At 38.3% G+C, this 18,706-nt stretch carries 12 protein-coding genes and 2 pseudogenes; 3 read left to right on the top strand and 11 right to left on the bottom strand.

What is annotated here, in order from left to right:
* Positions 1 to 247: 247 nt before the first annotated feature.
* Positions 248 to 1,105: a DegV family protein gene (locus ACB089_RS20910; RefSeq protein WP_374967609.1), complete on the top strand. Its 858-nt coding sequence runs from the start codon at positions 248 to 250 to the stop codon at positions 1,103 to 1,105.
* 54 nt (positions 1,106 to 1,159) lie between these two features.
* Here the strand turns inward: ACB089_RS20910 and ACB089_RS20915 are convergent, their stop codons facing one another.
* The 11 genes and pseudogenes from ACB089_RS20915 to ACB089_RS20965 form a co-directional block, all read right to left on the bottom strand.
* Positions 1,160 to 2,623 (bottom strand): alpha-amylase family glycosyl hydrolase, encoded by a 1,464-nt coding sequence (locus tag ACB089_RS20915; RefSeq protein WP_374963748.1) that lies wholly within the window; start codon positions 2,621 to 2,623, stop codon positions 1,160 to 1,162.
* Between the two features lie 301 nt (positions 2,624 to 2,924).
* A complete protein-coding gene (locus ACB089_RS20920; RefSeq protein ID WP_068986915.1) occupies positions 2,925 to 3,293 on the bottom strand; it encodes a YisL family protein in 369 nt (122 codons plus the stop codon).
* 271 nt (positions 3,294 to 3,564) lie between these two features.
* Positions 3,565 to 4,467 carry a fumarylacetoacetate hydrolase family protein gene (locus ACB089_RS20925; protein WP_374963749.1) on the bottom strand — a complete coding sequence of 301 codons (903 nt, stop codon included), beginning with the start codon at positions 4,465 to 4,467 and terminating at the stop codon, positions 3,565 to 3,567.
* 301 nt (positions 4,468 to 4,768) lie between these two features.
* On the bottom strand, positions 4,769 to 5,935 hold the full coding sequence (locus tag ACB089_RS20930; RefSeq protein ID WP_374963750.1) for a DUF418 domain-containing protein: 1,167 nt from the start codon (positions 5,933 to 5,935) through the stop codon (positions 4,769 to 4,771).
* 32 nt (positions 5,936 to 5,967) lie between these two features.
* The gene (locus ACB089_RS20935) at positions 5,968 to 6,156 is read right to left on the bottom strand and encodes a hypothetical protein (protein WP_374963751.1); all 189 of its coding nucleotides are present in this window, start codon (positions 6,154 to 6,156) and stop codon (positions 5,968 to 5,970) included.
* A 144-nt stretch (positions 6,157 to 6,300) separates the two neighbouring features.
* Positions 6,301 to 8,661 (bottom strand): annotated as a pseudogene (gene addA / locus ACB089_RS20940) (helicase-exonuclease AddAB subunit AddA); the annotation flags it as partial.
* A 112-nt stretch (positions 8,662 to 8,773) separates the two neighbouring features.
* Positions 8,774 to 10,582: a group II intron reverse transcriptase/maturase gene (gene ltrA, locus ACB089_RS20945; RefSeq protein WP_374963752.1), complete on the bottom strand. Its 1,809-nt coding sequence runs from the start codon at positions 10,580 to 10,582 to the stop codon at positions 8,774 to 8,776.
* A gap of 593 nt (positions 10,583 to 11,175) precedes the next feature.
* Positions 11,176 to 12,537: pseudogene (locus tag ACB089_RS20950) on the bottom strand (UvrD-helicase domain-containing protein); the annotation flags it as partial.
* 1 nt (position 12,538) lies between these two features.
* Entirely contained in the window at positions 12,539 to 16,048 is a 3,510-nt protein-coding gene (addB, locus tag ACB089_RS20955) for a helicase-exonuclease AddAB subunit AddB (RefSeq protein WP_374963753.1), read from the bottom strand.
* A gap of 233 nt (positions 16,049 to 16,281) precedes the next feature.
* Complete coding sequence (locus ACB089_RS20960) at positions 16,282 to 16,911, bottom strand: TVP38/TMEM64 family protein (protein WP_374963754.1); 630 nt, start codon at positions 16,909 to 16,911, stop codon at positions 16,282 to 16,284.
* A gap of 11 nt (positions 16,912 to 16,922) precedes the next feature.
* Positions 16,923 to 17,474, bottom strand: coding sequence for a helix-turn-helix domain-containing protein (locus ACB089_RS20965; RefSeq protein ID WP_374963755.1), 552 nt, complete (start codon positions 17,472 to 17,474; stop codon positions 16,923 to 16,925).
* A gap of 124 nt (positions 17,475 to 17,598) precedes the next feature.
* Here ACB089_RS20965 and ACB089_RS20970 point away from each other — a divergent pair, with 124 nt between their 5' ends.
* On the top strand, positions 17,599 to 18,333 hold the full coding sequence (locus ACB089_RS20970; protein WP_374963756.1) for an AzlC family ABC transporter permease: 735 nt from the start codon (positions 17,599 to 17,601) through the stop codon (positions 18,331 to 18,333).
* Positions 18,330 to 18,656, top strand: coding sequence for an AzlD domain-containing protein (locus ACB089_RS20975; RefSeq protein ID WP_368637005.1), 327 nt, complete (start codon positions 18,330 to 18,332; stop codon positions 18,654 to 18,656). Before ACB089_RS20970 ends, ACB089_RS20975 begins: the two co-directional genes overlap by 4 nt.
* Positions 18,657 to 18,706 lie beyond the last annotated feature (50 nt).

Below are 18,706 nucleotides of genomic sequence, written 5' to 3' on the forward strand. Positions count from 1 at the left end.
TTAACATTCCATTTTTTACATTTAACTTTATTCAGTAGTACCCTTTATCCTGAGTACTTACTGAATAAAGTTATAAATTTCTACTGTTGCAACGATACTGAAACTCGATAGGATTATTTATCTATATAACATTATTTTAAAGAAACATAGAATGGAAAGCTCGACACTCGTTTACTTGTTATGTAGTATAGGTATTTAAAAACTCCTTATACAGAGTTAAAAGAATGTTAAATTAGGGGGACAAATGATGAAGATTTTTACTGATAGTGGATGTGATCTACCGAAGTCTTACTACGAAGAACACAATATTGAGCTTCTTCCACTACGAGTGGAATTAAACAATAATGACTATGATGATGTCATTGCAATTGATTCCAAAGAAATTTACGATGCTATTCGTCAAGGTGCTCGCCCAAAAACATCCCAAGTATCACCAGAGCTTTTTCTCAAGCATTTTGAAAATCTAGCAAAAAATGAAGAGGAAGGCATCTATATTGCCCTTTCATCGGAATTATCAGGTACCTATAATACTGCGGTCATGATTCGCAATCAAGTACAAGAGCAATATCCATCACTAAAATTAGCAATCATCGATTCTAAATGTATTTCATTAGGTTTTGGTCTAGTAGTCGAGGAAGCAGTCCGACTTCGAAGTACAGGTACTTCGTTGGAGGAAATCACAACAACAATTACTGCCCTTGCCCTACAAATGGAGCACATATTTACAGTTGAGGATTTAGATTACCTCGCTAAAGGCGGACGTTTATCAAAAACAAGCGCATTTCTTGGTGGGCTTCTAAGTATTAAACCTATTTTAAATGTAGAAGATGGTAAGCTTGTGCCCATCGAAAAGTCACGTGGACGTAAAAAAGCCATCGCTCGAATGTTAGAATTGATGCAGGAGCGCGGTGGTAACTTCTCAGAGAAAATTGTAGGTATTAGCCATAGCGATGATGTGGACCTTGCCAACGATGTAAAGGCTTCTATTCAAGAAAGATTTTCTCCAAAAGCCATCCAAGTAACAATGATTGGTTCTGCGATCGGCTCCCACGTTGGACCAGGTACAATTGCCATCTTCTTTACGAATAAAAGCTATCAAGCTTAACAAAAACCCCCTCCACACTTAAATTCAAGTGTAGAGGGGGCTTTATCATTTATTTTAAGCATCTTGCTCCTGGCGTCGTACTCTACCTCGTTTAATAATAACAACTACAAATCCTATGAATATTAACCATACTAATCCTAATGCGACCATATATGGAACATTGAAGCCTTCATCATTTTTAACTTGGTAAATTTCTACCATTTCGCGATTTAAAATAACTGGATAAACGTCTTTTTCATTAATACGAACTTTTTCTTCTACTAAAATACCATTTAGCATTTTATCTTCACCAATCTGTTCTGGTGTTAAATCAAAGCGTTGTGTTTTACTAGTATTGTTAATCATGATGACCCATTTTTCTTCATCGGATGTACGTGTAAATACAAGTAGGCCATCTTCATTTTTGAGAACTTCAAAATCACCTTTACGTAATGTAGCAGATTGATTACGTAAAGATTGGACATGTTTAATATAGTTGATTAATTCTTCATCTGTTTTAAAGTTGAAGAGTTGATGTGTATCTGGCTTTGCCTCTCCGTTCATCGCAATTTCTGTACCATATTGCACAACTGGAATTCCCGGCATCATGAATAATGCACCCATCGCCATTTTTATACGTGTCGGTGGGAACATATTTTCAGTTGCAGAATCAAATGTAAAACGATGCGTTTCTAACGAATCCACCATAATCTGAGTTGGTTTCTCATCTGTAAATGGCTCCATCAATTTTGAAGAATCCTTATCAACAGTTTTAAATATATTACGGTAAATATCAGCTGTCGCTGGTGAGAAACTTGCATCAAAATCGGCGTCACTTTCTTCATTTGAAATGACATAGAGTGACTTTTTCGTATCCTTTAATGCCGCGATCATTGCATTAATAAACTCTGTATCGGCATCCGCAATATTTGTTAGACGAACCCCACCAATATCATATGTAGAGACAAAGTCCGTTGCTGATTTAATAAGTGCTTCTTGTACATCTTTGTTTTTTAAATCCCACTGTACTTGTCCATTTTTGCTTGAAGCAATCCAATCCTTTTTCGCTGGATCCTTTGCCCACTCATGATTTGGACTTACATTGTTAAGTGGAAAATCCACCATGATCGACATATTTTTTGCTTTATAAGCGTCAACAACACTTTGAAGCTCTTTACTTGTCCCAAAATGACGCTCGATCGTAGAGTAGCTAGTTGGCATCGAGCCATCATATTTCTCAGTAGCAAAAACCGGTCCAATGGAAACAATTGTAAAGCCCATCTCTCCGATATATTTCAGTTTATCTTTTAGACCTGCAAAATCGCCTCCAGCAAATTTCGTAGGGTCTTGCGTATTTGTATCAAAATCGTTAGTGCCCGAACTATTAAAGAAACGGTCAACTAGTAAATCATAGATGCTTTCTTCTGCAATTGTTCTTGTTGATGCTTCATCAGCATGTGCAACTGGTATAGTGCTCACCAATGAAGTTGCTAGTAAAAGCGATGCAGCCGTCGCACTTATCCACTTCTTGAATTTCACTTTTATTCCCTCTCTTTCAAACCAATCCTTCGTCATTTTACCAAATAAAACAGTGACGTCGCTATTATTTAAAAATATTTTCCGAAAATGCAAAATAAATTACGGCAAAAAGGTGTCAACTTCTCCTTTTGATCGATTCATCGGCTACGTGAAGCGGTTGAACTCAGCGCCTGGGCAGTCATGTGCTTTGCATGAGTAGATTTTCCGGAAACCTGAGCTGTTCTCCTAACTACCCGAGCGTGATCCGCCTTTCTAAAAAATAAAAGTCGTGAAGCGAAATCTTCACGACCTTTACGAGCAATTATGCTAAGAAACTTTGTCCCATTGGCAATTTGAAACCTAGGAACATTGTAATCAGTAAGAATACTGCAAATAAAATCCAAAACATGCCTGTTGGTTTATTTTTCTTTTGACGTACTAATACCATTTCCATCATACCAATGACTAAAATACCGCCTATGAATTTAAAGCCGTAGAGCATACCTTGACCATAATCCATGGCAGAAATAAAGAGCGCTCCACCAGTAATGATAATTAAAACGTAGAATAAACGTAACGTCATATGTAAGCCTTTTGACTGCTTGCCCATTAGCGCTGCAATTAAAAAGATTACGATACCTACTACCCAAGTAGTAATATGCAAATGCGTTTGGCTAGTTAAAAAACTCATTATTGTCCCACCTCATATTCTTTTTCTATCAAACTCTATCCTACCATGTGTTGGAAAGGGTTTCAAACATTACAATAGTGTTCACAGAATAAACTTAAAAATCCGCGGAGTATTGACTTAGAGCACTGAAAAAGTCGATTTGCCACAAAAATTGTGATGCAAATCGACTTTTTTGAGTTTATAATTCCAACAAAAGTCAGATTTATAATTTAAAAAATGTATTTCTTTAGCTTTCCGTGCCCCCGTGTTGACTCACGCGGATTTGAAAAAATTATTCAAAATGATTCACTAATGTACCGATGCCTTGAATGGATACTTTCACAGTATCTCCAGCTTTTAAAAATTGTGGTGGATTCATGCCTTTTCCAACACCTGATGGAGTACCCGTTAAAATAACATCACCTGGCTCTAGTGTTACGTGTTGAGATAAAATCGATACTAATGATTCTACAGAGAACATCATATCTTTTGTAGAGCCGTTTTGACGTACTTCATCATTCACTTTTGTAACCACTGTTAAATCTTGAGGATTCGGAATTTCATCCTTCGTTACAAGATAAGGCCCCAGTGGACAAGTTCCTTCTAAGCTTTTACCTAAGAAGAATTGCTTATGTTTTTCTTGTAAATCACGAGCTGTTATATCATTAGCAATTGTGTAACCAAATACATAATCGTATGCTAAGTTTTTCGGAATATTTTTACCACGCTTACCAATGACAATTGCTAATTCGCCTTCATAATCCATTTTAGATGAAAGATCAGCATGGATCGATAGTGTTTGTCCATCAGCAGCAATAGCAGTCGGAGATTTTGTAAATACCATTAATTCTGTTAGTGCTGCTTCTGCACCCATTTCTTTTGCATGCTCATCATAGTTTTTACCAATACACATAATATTTTTTGGTGTACGTGGAATTGGTGATAACCATTCAATCACTGTAAATTCACGTTTGAAGCTTTCAGCACGATCTGATTTTTCAGCGGCTTCTACTAATTTACGAATCTGTTCAACAAAATCAAAGCCTAAAGCAATGCCATCTACGATTGAACTTGAAAAAGAAGGGAGAACTTGAAGTTCATTCTGAATAGCGAGTACATCCCATACCGCTTCTTCTTTTTTTACTTTTGGTCCAAAGCTTACATGTCCACCTAATTTAAACGATAAAATTTTCATGATTTTCAGAGCTCCTTCTTTTTTCTACATGATACAACAAAATAATAGAAATTGCCTTACTTTTGCGACAATAATTTTTATTCCGACTAAGAACTTCCCTTATGGCCCATTCTTCACTCCAATCACGTTTTAACAAATGTCATCACCAAATTTTTATGATGAGCCAAATCGCAATAAATTATTCTTATAATACAAGACGTGATTATTAACTATATGTTTCCACCACATAGAAGATGAAGGCTGATTTCCACCGTAGATTGCTAGATTGCACGAGAATCGTATACCTTATATTGATAAAACATTAACCTACTTTAGCATTCGCCTTATATGTTAATTTACGCCATAAAGCCTCTAACGGACCTTGTTTCCATTTAGCTAGCCAAATCTCCGCCACAATCATTTGTACAACAATAATACCTACTGCAATTAACACGCCTGTTGCGACGCTCACTTTTCCATACCAACCAAATCCAAATTGATAAAATAAACATGTTCCAATGATCGATTGAAGTATGTACATCGTTAACGACATGCGCCCCATTTTTGCAAAAGGACTGAGTAACTTTGGTACAACTGGCAGTAAGCAAAGTAATACAATAATCCCAATATAACCAACTGATAAAATTGGACCACCTATGTATACTTTCAAATAATCTAAGAAATACGTACGAGTAAACATGATCGGTAAGCTCTTGATAAAAATACCAATTGTCAATCCCGCTATTGCTAACGTCAGCCATAGCCATTTTAACTCCTTCGCACGTTCCACTAAACGCCATTTAGAGGCTGCAGCACCAATTAACATATATGGCAAAACTGTAAATAATGCCGCAAACCACATACCTATCCCCGCTTGGACAGATAAATCGGTTAAACGTTGCATAAAAGCATCTAGCCAACTTCCCGTTCCATAAGCAGTGATTGCTTGCTCTACTGAAGTAATATCTAAATACTCATCAACTGCTGTATTAAAGTTAACAAACCCTACAATAAATACCATGAAAACTTGCATAACACTGTTAATCATAATACCGATTGATAATAACCAAATAGGATGTAGTCGTAGTAATAGCAATAAAAAAATGCCACAAAATGCATAAGTCATCAAAATGTCGCCCCACCAAATGAGCACAGCATGTAAAAAACCAAATACAAATAATACAGAAAGTCTTCGCAGTCCTATCGTATAGAAATTTTGTTCACGACTTTGCGCTTTCTTCCATTGCATAGCAAGTCCATAACCAAATAACATGGCAAACAGTGGATAAAAGCTACTTTGTACATAAATATCTAAATTTTGCTGCCACACCATATCTGATGGTGTTGTAAACCATGATGCCAAATCAATATATGGCATTGGCAAATAAAAGGCAAACATATTAACGAGTAAAATACCTAGTAAGCTTATACCACGTAATATATCTAATGTTGCAATGCGTTCCTGCAACATTGTCGGTTTTAACTCCACAAAATAGCCTCCTCTATATAATCAATTTCGCCTTAGCGTAATTGTAGCTGTCGCTTTGCTTTCGCTACAGAAAACATTTGTAGCTGTCGCTTTGCTTTCGCTACAGAAAACAATTGCAGCTGTCGCTTCACTTTCGCTACAGAAAACATTTGTAGCTGTCGCTTCACTTTCGCTACAGAAAACATTTGTAGCTGTCGCTTCGCTTTCGCTACAGAAAACATTTGCAGCTGTCGCTTCGCTTTCGCTACAGAAAACAATTGCTGAAGGAAGATAACGCTTTAGTGAAAACAGGGCATGGTAAGCTGCAAGATTTCGCAATACTTACCAATAGCAATAAGACACCCCCGTTAACACAGTGCGTTTACTTACCCATGTATAGCCTGTTCAATATCGAATAAATATAGAATTTTATCACTCACTTTGATTTGAAGGATAGCTTCAATTGCCTCACTATAAACTCTAAGTTGAACACCATATCGCCCTAATAGTTCCTTCGAGAGTGCTGGCTCCTCCGCAAAATGTGATTGGATGCGATCTGTCTTATAATCAAGCAAGATCCATTCACCATATTCATCCTCAAATAAACAGTCAATAATCCCTTGTACAATTTGAGCATCGCCATCTTCATCTACTCTACTAATCGTAAAAGGCATTTCTCTACGTATTTGCTTTGCTTTTTTAAAGCGAAGTCCAACGTCTGTTGTAAAGAAATTATATATTTTTTTCCATGGAACAACCGTCCCCTCAGCCTCCGTCAGTAGCTGTCTTGCCACTAAATCGGCGACAAACTCCTTTACCTCCTGTACGTTCGTAAAGCCATTTTGAGGTACATGTTGCATAACTGTGTGGACAGCTGTTCCAATTTCTGCGCCTGTCAGCTGTTTGTCCTGTAAAAAAGTTGGACGTGGCGCAATGGTTGTCGTTTTTTGCTTAGAAGGTATTGAAAAGTAATATTCAGGCTCCTCCTGTCGCTGAAGATTTTCTAAACGCTTAATTTCACTAACTGATGTTTTTGAGCGTTTTTGTGTCGATTGTTGGAATGGATACTGTGCTTGAAAGCGCGTCGTAATTTCTGACAGCAATGCTTCGTCCTCTGGCGTTTCTAGCATTTGCTGTACCTCATCCTCTAACCCCTGTATGTCATATGAATAGTGACTCGTTTCGATAGCACGTACCCACCAATGTGCTACATCTTCAGGTGCCTTATAGGAGGAACTGGAGATTGCTGCAAAATCAGTATGTCTAGCAACGGCTGGCCCAAGCCAATCAAAATAGCTATTAGCTCGCGCGCGTAAATACTCCTGAAGCGGAGCATCTACCGGTAAACTTTGTGCATCCAGCCAATTGTCGAGCGTTTTACTCCAATTTTTCACAGACCCAATTAAAATAAGTCGCTCCTTTGCACGTGTCATTGCTACGTACAATACACGCATTTCCTCAGCACGCATTTCAAGCTCCTTTTTCTCCTTCAGAGCTAAAAATGGTAGAGATGTATACGTAATACGATTTTCAGGATCAATCGCCTTTACTGCAAGACCAAAATCTTGATCGAATAAATATGGATTGTGGAAATCCATTTTATTAAACGGTCTCCCCATCCCTGCAACAAAGACAACAGGGTATTCCAATCCTTTTGAAGAGTGAATCGTCACAAGACGCACAACATCATCTTTTTCTCCAATCGATTTAGCAGTTCCTAAATCATCACCACGCGTGCGCATACGATCGATAAAACGTAAAAAGCGGAACAGTCCACGAAAGGCCGTTTTCTCATACATTAAAGCGCGATCATGCAAAATGCGTAAGTTGGCCTGACGCTGCTTACCATTTGGCATAGCTCCAACCATCTCGTAATAATGCGTGTCTAAGTAAATCTTCCAAATTAAATCTGACAATGAACCACGTCGTGCTAAATCTCGCCAGTTTTCAAATGCCAACATAAAACGTTGAAGCTTCGCAAAAGTGTCAGATTGTACACCATGCCCATCACTTCGAATAAATTGCCTTAGTGCATCATAAAACGGCGCTTTTGAATCTGCTAGTCGTATTTTTGCTAGCTCATTTTCAGTTAAGCCAACAAATGGAGCACGTAGCACTGAAGCTAAAGGAATATCTTGATATGGGTTATCGACAACCTTCAGTACATTCAGCATAATCATGACCTCTAACGCATCGAAATAGCCTTTCGAGGACTCTGCATAGAGAGGGATTCCCGCAAGCTTAAATTCCTCCACTAAATCTGTTGACCATGTCATTGAACGCATTAAAATCACAATATCACTATATTTTAATGGACGTTCAGTCTTCGTTTTTGTATCGAATACGGTTGTCCCATCCTCCATCATCTGCCGAATACGCTCAATGATAAAACGTGCCTCATACTGTGATTTTTTTAATTCCTCTAGTTCAGCTGCTTCACTTGCAACATCTTCTGCCTCTTCGTCCTGCTCCTCTGCTTCAGGAGGATGCATGATGACTAGCTCCACCGGAACTTCTCGATCATCATATGGTGCTGCTGGCTTTAATGAAGCATTTTCATCATAAAGAATTTCTCCAACACGCTCTCCCATAATTTGTGCAAAAACGTAGTTCGTAGCGTTCAACACTTCTTTCCGACTACGGAAGTTAGCGTTTAAATCGATACGCATTCCTGTTAAATCTGGGGTCTCTAGAAACTCACTGTACTTTCGCATAAAAAGCTTCGGTTCTGCCAAACGGAAACGATAGTAGAGTAGGAACCCAGCGCCTTGCTACATTTCTGTAGTAGGTTTCCAGTGAACCCCTCCCCGAACCGTACGTACTCCTCTCAAAGTATACGGCTCTCCACTTATAACAAATCTATCGTTGTTTATGAATTTCTTTATGACATTTATCACACACGACTAACGTTTTTCTTTGCTTAGCGAGCATTGTCCATTCCCAATATTTTTTTCCCTTTAAATTCTTCACTTTATTTATGTGATGAATCTCGAATTTTGTATCGGGGTGATTGTCTCCACATAATTCGCATTGTCTTGCACTTAGTCGTTTTTCTAAATCATTTCTGCCCTGATATACATAAAGATTAGGTAGTTCATCTATTGTTGCTTTGACGCTTTCTTTCTTCTTTTCAAAACCATCTTTATAGAAATATGCTATACTTTCGCCTTGTTTTGTTTCGTATTTTACTCCCCAATACTTACCTTGTTTAAACTTAACCTTCATTTTTGCTACTGAGGATTTGTATTTATTCGCGAGTGTTTTTAAACAGCTATATTCCATTACATAACGTAATTGCCACATTTTTTGGTTTACATTTTCCGCTAGAGCATAATAATTATATAAACCACGCAGCTCTGCGTTATACGTTTCGATGATTTCTAGATCAGAAAGTCCAACTAATCTTGTTCGATGCAACATATCCCATTGTTTCGCATCAATGTCTTTGACCATTTTATTTTTTACGATTACTTTTTCAATTGTTCCTTTAGGTATTCGTAATTGTACATATCCCCTATATTTACGTTTAATAACACCGTTTTTATCTTTTGCCGTACTTAAATCATGGCTAATTGATATATCGTAGCTTAAAAAATTCGCAATCTTTGTACTATGCGTAATGAGCGTCTGATCTTCTGACAATTCAAGTTGTAAATAATTTTGTAAGAAGTCTTTCATTGCTTGCTTAAGCATTTCACAATCTTCTTTACTACCGTTGACGCCAACAATAAAATCATCTGCATAACGTACATATTTTAATGCTTTATATGTGTCCGTGTTCGACTCATAGTACGGTAAATTAAGCATTATTTTCTTATTCGCCTTATATTCTTCAATCATTTCTTTTCGCAAGACTTCATCTTCTGTTGCATTAATCTTTTGATGCAAACGTTGGTTACGCATATCATATTTTCGATATTCAGTATTACGTTTTTTTGGTTCACCTAAATCAAAAGAAGGTTTTAATTCTTTTTCAATATAATCATCAAATTCATTTAAATAAATATTCGCTAGTAGCGGACTAATAATACCGCCCTGTGGAGTTCCACTATACGTCTTTTGGAATCGCCAATTTTCAACGAATCCTGCTTTTAAGAACTTCCACATTAAACGAATGAATTTTTCATCTTTGATACGTTTTCTTAAAATAGTAATTAAAACTTGATGATTGATGTTATCGAAAAATTCTTTTATATCGCCTTCAATGAACCAGTTTACCCCAGTAAAGGTTTTCTTCATTTCGACTAATGCTGTATGACAACTTCTTTTTGGTCTGAAACCATGCGAATGGTTTGAAAATTCAGGCTCATAAATTGCTTCTAATATCATACGACAAACTTCTTGTACGATACGGTCTGTAAACGTTGGGATACCAAGTGGTCGTGTGTCACCATTTTTCTTTGGGATATGAATACGACGAACTGGCTTCGGTTGATAGCTTTCATTTTTCAACGTATCAATGATTGCTTGAATTTTTTCTTCTCCGAATCCATCCGCTGTTTCTTCATCAATACCTTTTGTTGCACTACCTTTATTTTTGTATATCTTCGTATAGGCTTTTATATAAAAATCTTCATTGTATAAATGTCTGTATAGACGGTCAAATGTATATCCGTCTTTCATTGCTTGTTTCGATAGATTGTATAAGACAATTTCTGAACTTTGCATAGAGCATTTCGCTCCTTTCCTCATTGTTTATACGTTATAAGCTACTCCCCTTCGCCATGTAATAGGCTTTCCCTATCTCCGACTACTACGAGAGCTCCGTTACCTTATTGGATATTCAATACCTTTATACATAGCCTAGTGGCGTTCCAACTTAGGTAATCCCCATTTAGTATATTGTATACAGGCTTGATTCATTGTCGGAAGGAACGTTCATCCTTTTCTTCAATCTTGAAGAGTGTCTATTCTTTCATCAATCAGAAACTAGGATTGTGCATCAATCTAGTACACCTTCCTATGTTCAGTCGCAAGCATCTAATACGCTGAACAGAATAGATTCTAGGTTTCAAACGGTTTCCTAGATGGTTAAGCATGACCCCACTCGGACTATTCTTCAAGCAGTTTAGCCTTCTTCCTTATATGAATCTTTTATATCTTGCCATTCAGTCGTAGCCTTTCCGTTTAAGCTAACTTATGACTTTAACCGACATGCTACACTCCCTCTTTGGTTTCCCGCCAAGATAAGTCGGTTGATATATAAACCGTTTCTTTCATTTATTCACCGCCAAATGGTGAAATATACAATACCCTTATGGGCGCACGATACTTTGCTTTACGTCCCCAACCATAAAAAGGTTTCCCTCTTGCTCACTACCTGTTTTCACAAGCTGTAATATCGTTTCTTGTAGCATATTTGTATCTTGATATTCATCAACAAGTACTTCTTTAAAACGTTGTTTCAAATCTAATGCAACAGGTGAAGGTTGTAATTCACCTTCAACTTCTACAGTTAAAATTTGCAATGCGAAATGCTCTAAATCCGAGAAATCAATAATTCCTCGTTCTAATTTTGCCATGCGGAACTGTTCGCTAAAAACATTTGTCAATTCGACTAATGTTCCAATCGTCGGACTCATTAATCGAATTTCTTCAAGCAAACGCGCAGGAGTCCGCACAAAAAAGGTCTCTTTAAGCTTATTCACAATTTTTTTAGCTGCCTCTCGCTTTTTCTTGGCAAGCTCCTGTAGCTCCACATCTACTAAAGCATCCTTTGATACACGCTTTAAAGTTGACCATTTCACAGTAGCAAAATAATCAAAGAGCTCCTGCCACGTTCCCTCACGACTAATGCGAATGCCTTCCTGAATCATAGCAAAATCCATCTCTGCGGTTTCAGCATATGGTCCAGGTCCCGCAGGCTGTAGCGTAATGGCACGCATTTCAGAAATTAAAACGAATGCCTCTTCAAGACTATGCTTGACTGTTAATTTCACATATTTCGACAGCTCTAAATCATCAATTGTCACGTCTGCCGCTATGTCATATGTCTTTGGTAAACTACGAAGCCATTTTTGAGGCTCTGCATGAACACGAGACGTATCATAAAGCTTGCTTATTAAAGTTTCTATAGCCTGATCATCACGATCCGATGTAAAGCTATCAACTAGCCTATAGATTGCTTGAACCTCTGCCTCATCCTCAGAATCGTAAGCATTTTCTAGCACATCTGCTAATATATCATCTCTTAACAAAGCAACTTCTGCCTCATTCGCTATACGAAAGCCTGGGTCAATATCTAGCATATAGGCGTATTGTTTGACGATGGCTAAACAGAAGGAATGCAGTGTTGAAATTTGTGCTTTATTGACAAGGCTTAGCTGGCGTCGCAAATGATTGGAAGTTGGATTTTCTGCAATAGCTTTTTCAAGTGCCTCAGCCATACGATGACGCATTTCAGCAGCAGATGCATTTGTAAAGGTTACAACAAGTAACTCATCCACATTAATGGGATTCTCTGTTGCAACAACCTTCTCAATCATGCGATTAATAAGGACTGCCGTTTTACCAGAGCCTGCCGCAGCCGATACAAGTGTATCCTGACCGCTTGCATAAATTGCCTTCCACTGGTCGTCTGTCCATGTGACTTCCGCTGGCTTTTTAGGTATTTTTTGTACCAACTTACTTCATCTCCTTCCGAATTTTCTCAACGATATCATTCGGTTTTGCTTGCTGTAACTGACGATAGTTTTGTTTACCATCAGATGGGTCAAATTGACAAACAGCTGTAAATTGACAGTAGTCACATGCTGTTTTTGTTTTTAGTTTATAAGGACTTATGGAGGTATCCCCCGCTAAAATTCCATTGCCCGCTTCTTGATGCTTGCGCCGTACAAAATGTTGTAGATTTTTCATATCATTAACAGGTACAACGCGTGACTGAGATTCTGACGGTGTTCCATCTTTTTTCATATAAACAGGAATGATTTTCGAATGCCCGCTCGATTCCTCTAACTGCTCGTCCATCGATAATATGGCCTCCGCATTTTCTGACAAAAGACCTTTCATTTTGTATTGTTTTAAACGGTCTTCCTCAATTTCGCTGTCGCTTAAATCCTTATCAAGCTTTAGCATCGGATTGTGGACATGTACATAAAGAACCCCGGCTGGCTCCGCTTCACCAGGTAGCCAGTAAGAGGCATTTTCCACCGCTACATCTAAATACGTTAGCACCTGAAGAGACAACCCGTGGTAGACCTCATTCAAATCTAAATCACGAGCGGATGATTTATAATCGACGATCCGTAAATATGAGCGATCGTCAATAGCCGCACTATCCACCCTATCAATACGACCTCGCATAAACATTTTCTTACCACCTGTTAAATCAATTTCAAGTGGTGGTAGCTGTTCATGTTGCCCCGGTCCAAAAGATGCCTCAATAGCAATTGGCTTAAAGTGAGACACATTCGCATGCTGTGTAAGTGCCGTCATTGTTCGCTCGACAATACGAATAAGTTTTCGCTGAATATAGCGATAACGTGCGCTTGACAGTAAAATTTGATGTGAAAATACCGGGACAATTTGCTCAACGGCTTGTCTTGCTAATTGTTTAATTTGCTGCTTTGTTAAACGTATCCATGATAGCTGCTGACGGTGTGTCTCTTCAGTAATCCATTTCAATGCCTCATGGAATAAGTCGCCCATTGCAAATGTTTCTAGTCTATACTCTTCCCGCTCTTCTAGACGAAGCCCATACGTTGTAAAATGCGAAAATGGACAACGGAAATATTTCTCAATACGAGACACACTAGATGTTAGCTTTTGACCATATAATTCCTGTGTAATGTAGTTTTCCAATGGCTCTGCTTCATTCTTATGTGTAATTGGATGTAAAACTCGTTCAAAAATGAGTGCCCAATAAGGGTCCTGCGTATAAAATTTTTGCAAGGCAAGCCACTCTGGCGCAAGCTCACGACTGTGCTCAGCTTGGCGTTTTTGAACCATTAAATGTGCTAAAGCTGTACGTGGATGACGTAAATACGGTAAAGCACTTTCTTCAAGTAATTCAATTGGATCAATCACAACTCGCTCAACCTTGACACCACTCAAAAGCCCAGTCGTTCTATCATTGCCGATAATTTTCTTTATATAGAGTGAGGACAATAGCGCCTTGCCCTCTTCATCAGCTGTTGGATAGGACATATATAATTTATCAGATGGTGTCGTTAAAGCACGGTATAGTAAGAAATTTTCTTGCAGTAAACGATTTTTAGATGTTGGCGCAAGCTCATAGCCAATTTGACTAAACCATTCACGTTCTGTATCTGACAGCAATCCTTCATACTCCATACGAGTTGGATAAACTCCATCATTCATCCCTAAGACGAAAGCGACTTTTATATTCGATAAACGAGCTAAATCAACCGTCGCTACCATGACCTCATCTAATGTAGGAGGGATACGAGAAAATTCTAATGTATCAAAGCCCTCATCTAAAATTTTCGCCGCTTCTTCTACAGACAGCTCCTGCTCACCAAACATGTATACAAACTGATTGAGCACTTCAATCCATTCTTTCCACGCTTGGTCATGCTCGCTTGCAGCTAATGCATCCCCTCGATCAAGCTCGCGTTCTTTCATTGCTTGAAGCTTTTCATAAACTTGTAAACTCTCAATCAGCTCAAACAATGCTGTCGCTACATCTCTGCCTGTTGTCGCTGTTTCTAGCTTGTCCTGTAACAATTTTAGTGGCATACGAATTTCATCACGAATGGCATCGATTTCTGCCTGCATCGCACGTTCTTCATCCGTTTGCACGCGTGAATGGAACTCAAGACCACGATACTTTTTGAAAAACCACCTGGCTTCCTCAAACCAGCGATCACCATAGACGCCCTGTGCTAAACAGTAGTTTTCTAAACGATCGGCACGCTCTCGCCAAACATTTAACTCAGCATGTAACGGGAAAAATAAATCTGTTTTCACGCTACGAAAAACCGGTTCATATTTCCAGTTAGAAGTGATAACCTCTAAAGCAGATCGGCTTAGCTCAATTAAAGGATGATGTAGCATCGTCTTTTTAGAGTTGGTAAAAATAGGTATTTGATATTGTTGAAAAATAGTTGTGATCAATGGGTCATAAACATCTGCTTGTCTATAAAGTAGAACTATATCCTGATAACGATAGCCATCTTCCTTTGTCAGCTTTGTTATTTCCCGGGCAATGGCATGTATCTCTGCACGACGATTGGATGCCTCTAGTACCTTTACATCACCTGTAGTTTCTTTCGTTTGAGGCACCAGATGTGCATATTCAGCTTCCAAATGTTGTAAATCTTTAGATTGAAAACGATATGCATGATAGAAATGGATCGGTGCATCGATTTCAATGCCCTCCTCATAGGCAATATCGTGTAAACGTTGGTTCGTAGATGCAGCTTCATGGAATAAAGACTGTTCATCATAAACTTCTTCGATATGGTCAAAGGGAAGAACGACGGTCACTTGTTTCGTCACTTTTAATAACTCTTTTACAAGCTCTAATTCTCTTACAGTGAATGCTGTAAAGCCATCTATATAAACTGTCGCTCTCTTCATCGTATCAGAGTATTTCAATTGCTCTGTTAAAATTGGATAATAGCCCTCGCTATCCACATAAGTAGTGCCAAGTCTTTCTTCCAAAGCGTGTAAAACGACTTGTAAATCATTCGTTTTAGCTTGCAATGTATTAGGCGCGTCGACAGCCATTAAAGATGTTGTCACTTCAGCTAACACTGAACTATTTACGCTATATCGACTAAATTCTCGTAATAGCGTCTCAATTTCCTCCGTAAAGCCTCGTTTCCCGGCGGCTTGGCGAAATAGCGAAAACTCACTTTTTTGTTCCTCTAAAAGTTTGCGGATCAGCATTCGATAGCCATAGCCATTTACTTCTTTTCGAGCAATCCCGCCCGTTTCCTGTAACACTAGCCATGCCAATCGTTTAAATGTCATGACTTGCGCACGGATTAAGCCTTGCAAGCCATGTTTATTCGTTAGCTCATACTCCGTTGAGTAAGACATTTGGTCAGGAACAATTATAAAAATTGGATGACCTAACGGATCTGATTTTAGTTGCTCGACAATCTCATGATGAATAAATGTTGATTTACCTGTTCCTGAACGTCCTGAGACAACACGCAATGTCATGTACTTTTCCCTCCTGTTAATATTCTATTTAATAAAAAATGCTAGTCGTATATACCCAACGCTTTGCTACCCACCTGGGCGTTTGTTGATATACCTAAGCACTTTACGACTTTACCTGAGCGCTACTAACCTCGCTACTCCATATTACCCGGCATTGCCTACCCTTATTGAAAGATAAAAGCCCCTTCTCTCATTCTACATGATACAAGGGGCTAGATGTGTATATTCAACTTTCACCGTTGATGATTTTTCGTCAATTTTCGCGCTTGTTTTAAATCTCGCTCCACACGCGCATTTAATCGTTTCTCTAAAAGCTTGCCAACCCACCAAAGCACAACAATCGCCACAGCCGCAATAATTAGTTTTTTAGGGCTTGTTAGTAACGCTCTTAAATCATAACCAAGCACACTCATTCCTAAAACCATAACGAACTTCCCTGCCAATAACACAATTAAATAAAACTTTTTGTAAATATGAGATAAACCCGCTACAACGTTTACAATGACTGAGGGTGTAAAAGGAAAACAAAGTAACACGAATAGTGGACTAATCCCATTCATATCTACCCATTTTATTAGCTTTTCTACTCTTTTACTACCTGTTATAAATCGAAGCTTTGGATGCTTGCCAAAATGTCGGACAAGCAAAAATACTGCATATGAACCCGCTACAGATCCTAGCCATGATAATAAAAAACCAAACCATAAACCATATGCACTTGCATTAACAACAACGAACACGACCAAAGGTAAAAACGGTAAAAATGCCTCTATAAAAGGTAATAAAAAACCAATGATTGGGCCAAGCGCTTGATATTGTTCCGTTATATGCTCAAGATTTTCTACAGTAAACCATTCACTCAAAATTGACACCTCTATTTATACTGCAAAATTAAATGTAAAATCGTTAGCGTTTCCGTAGTATTTTTATACTCATGGGGCTGATGTCCTGAGAATACTAGTGTATCCCCTTCTTCTAGTTTTTCATGCATATCTCCAGCAGAAATGATGGCTTGTCCTTGGATAACGGTCACAGTTTCTTCCACCCCTTCTGTGTGGGCTTCGCTCCTGCTATAGGCACCGGGCTCCATTTCAATCTTATAAAGCTCCCAGCCACGGTCTGGATTATAAGGAATAATGGAATACACACGATATCGCCCATCGTCTTCATCTACATGTGGCGCATCCTTACTACTATATTTCATGAAATGTGCTGTCGGCGGCTGCAATAAGCTAGAAAATGACGTGCGCATACCTGCAGCAATTTTCCAAATCGTCGATACGGTAGGGTTGGCCTCCCCCTTTTCAATTTGTGCTAGTTGCGCTTTACTTACTCCTGTAGCTTTGGCAACATCGTCTAAGCTTAAATGACGTTGCTGACGAATCTTTTTTAGTTGAAATGCTAAATTTCGGCTCATTTGTTCCATTTTTATTCACCAATCTCTATTGTTTATTTTATAAGACATATGTATACTTTAATAAACATTAAGAAATATCAAACTATTCCATCATTAGTATACATGGAAATTTTTCAGAAAGGATGATCTATTTATGACAAGTACGACAGAGCTGCGGAATGAAGCAGCAACTAACACACCCAATGACAACTTTGTACAAGGCGTAAAAGATTGTGTTCCAACCTTACTCGGCTATATTAGTATAGGACTTGCTTTCGGTGTTGTAGGTTCCGCTTCTGGCTTATCGGTACTTGAAATTGCACTTTTAACTATACTCGTCTATGCAGGCTCCGCACAATTTATCTTTTGTGCACTTGTTTTAACAAATAGTCCTGCCTCTGCTATTATTGTAACCATTTTTGTCGTAAATCTACGCCATTTATTAATGAGTTTAACATTAGCTCCTCATTTTACACGCTATTCCATGCTCAGAAATATTGGTTTTGGTACATTATTAACGGATGAAACATTTGGTGTAGCTGTTACAAAGCAAATACAGACCGGTAAGCTATATGGCAAATGGATGGATGGACTGAATATCACAGCTTACTCATGTTGGATTCTTTCTTGTGTAGCTGGGGCATATTTAGGGCAATGGGTAGCAAACCCTGAAAAATGGGGCTTAGATTTTGCATTGATTGCTATGTTTGTGGCACTTCTTGTACTTCAACTTAGCAGTGTAGGTAAAAATAAAGTAATGCATTATCTTATGTTAATCGGCTATATGATTGTTACTATGTATGGCCTTTCTTATATCGTACCTTCGCATGTAGCTGTTCTACTGGCAACAGTTATTGTAGCAACAATAGGGGTGGTGACAGATAAATGACGACAACCGCTTCTATGGTCTGGCTGATCATTGGCTGTGCACTTGTAACTTGGCTACCACGTATTATTCCTTTTATATTCGTACGAAGTGTAAAACTACCAGATGTTGTAATGAAATGGTTAAGCTTTATCCCTGTCTGCATTTTAAGTGCTCTTGTTATTGAAAATTTACTGGATACAGAAAGTGGAAAAATCGTGACACTCGATTGGCCTGTATTTATTACATTTGTGCCAACGCTTATTATTGCACTCGTAACAAAAAGCTTATCTATTACAGTTGTAGCCGGTGTTATCATTATGGCAGCTGTACGATTTTTCATGTAATAAAATCACAAAGTTGCAAGACAAGTAAGGATGGTTACCGAATCATTGAT

The sequence above is a fragment of the Lysinibacillus sp. RS10 genome (assembly GCF_041956855.1).
In the GTDB taxonomy this organism is placed as follows: Bacteria; Bacillota; Bacilli; order Bacillales_A; family Planococcaceae; genus Lysinibacillus; species Lysinibacillus xylanilyticus_A.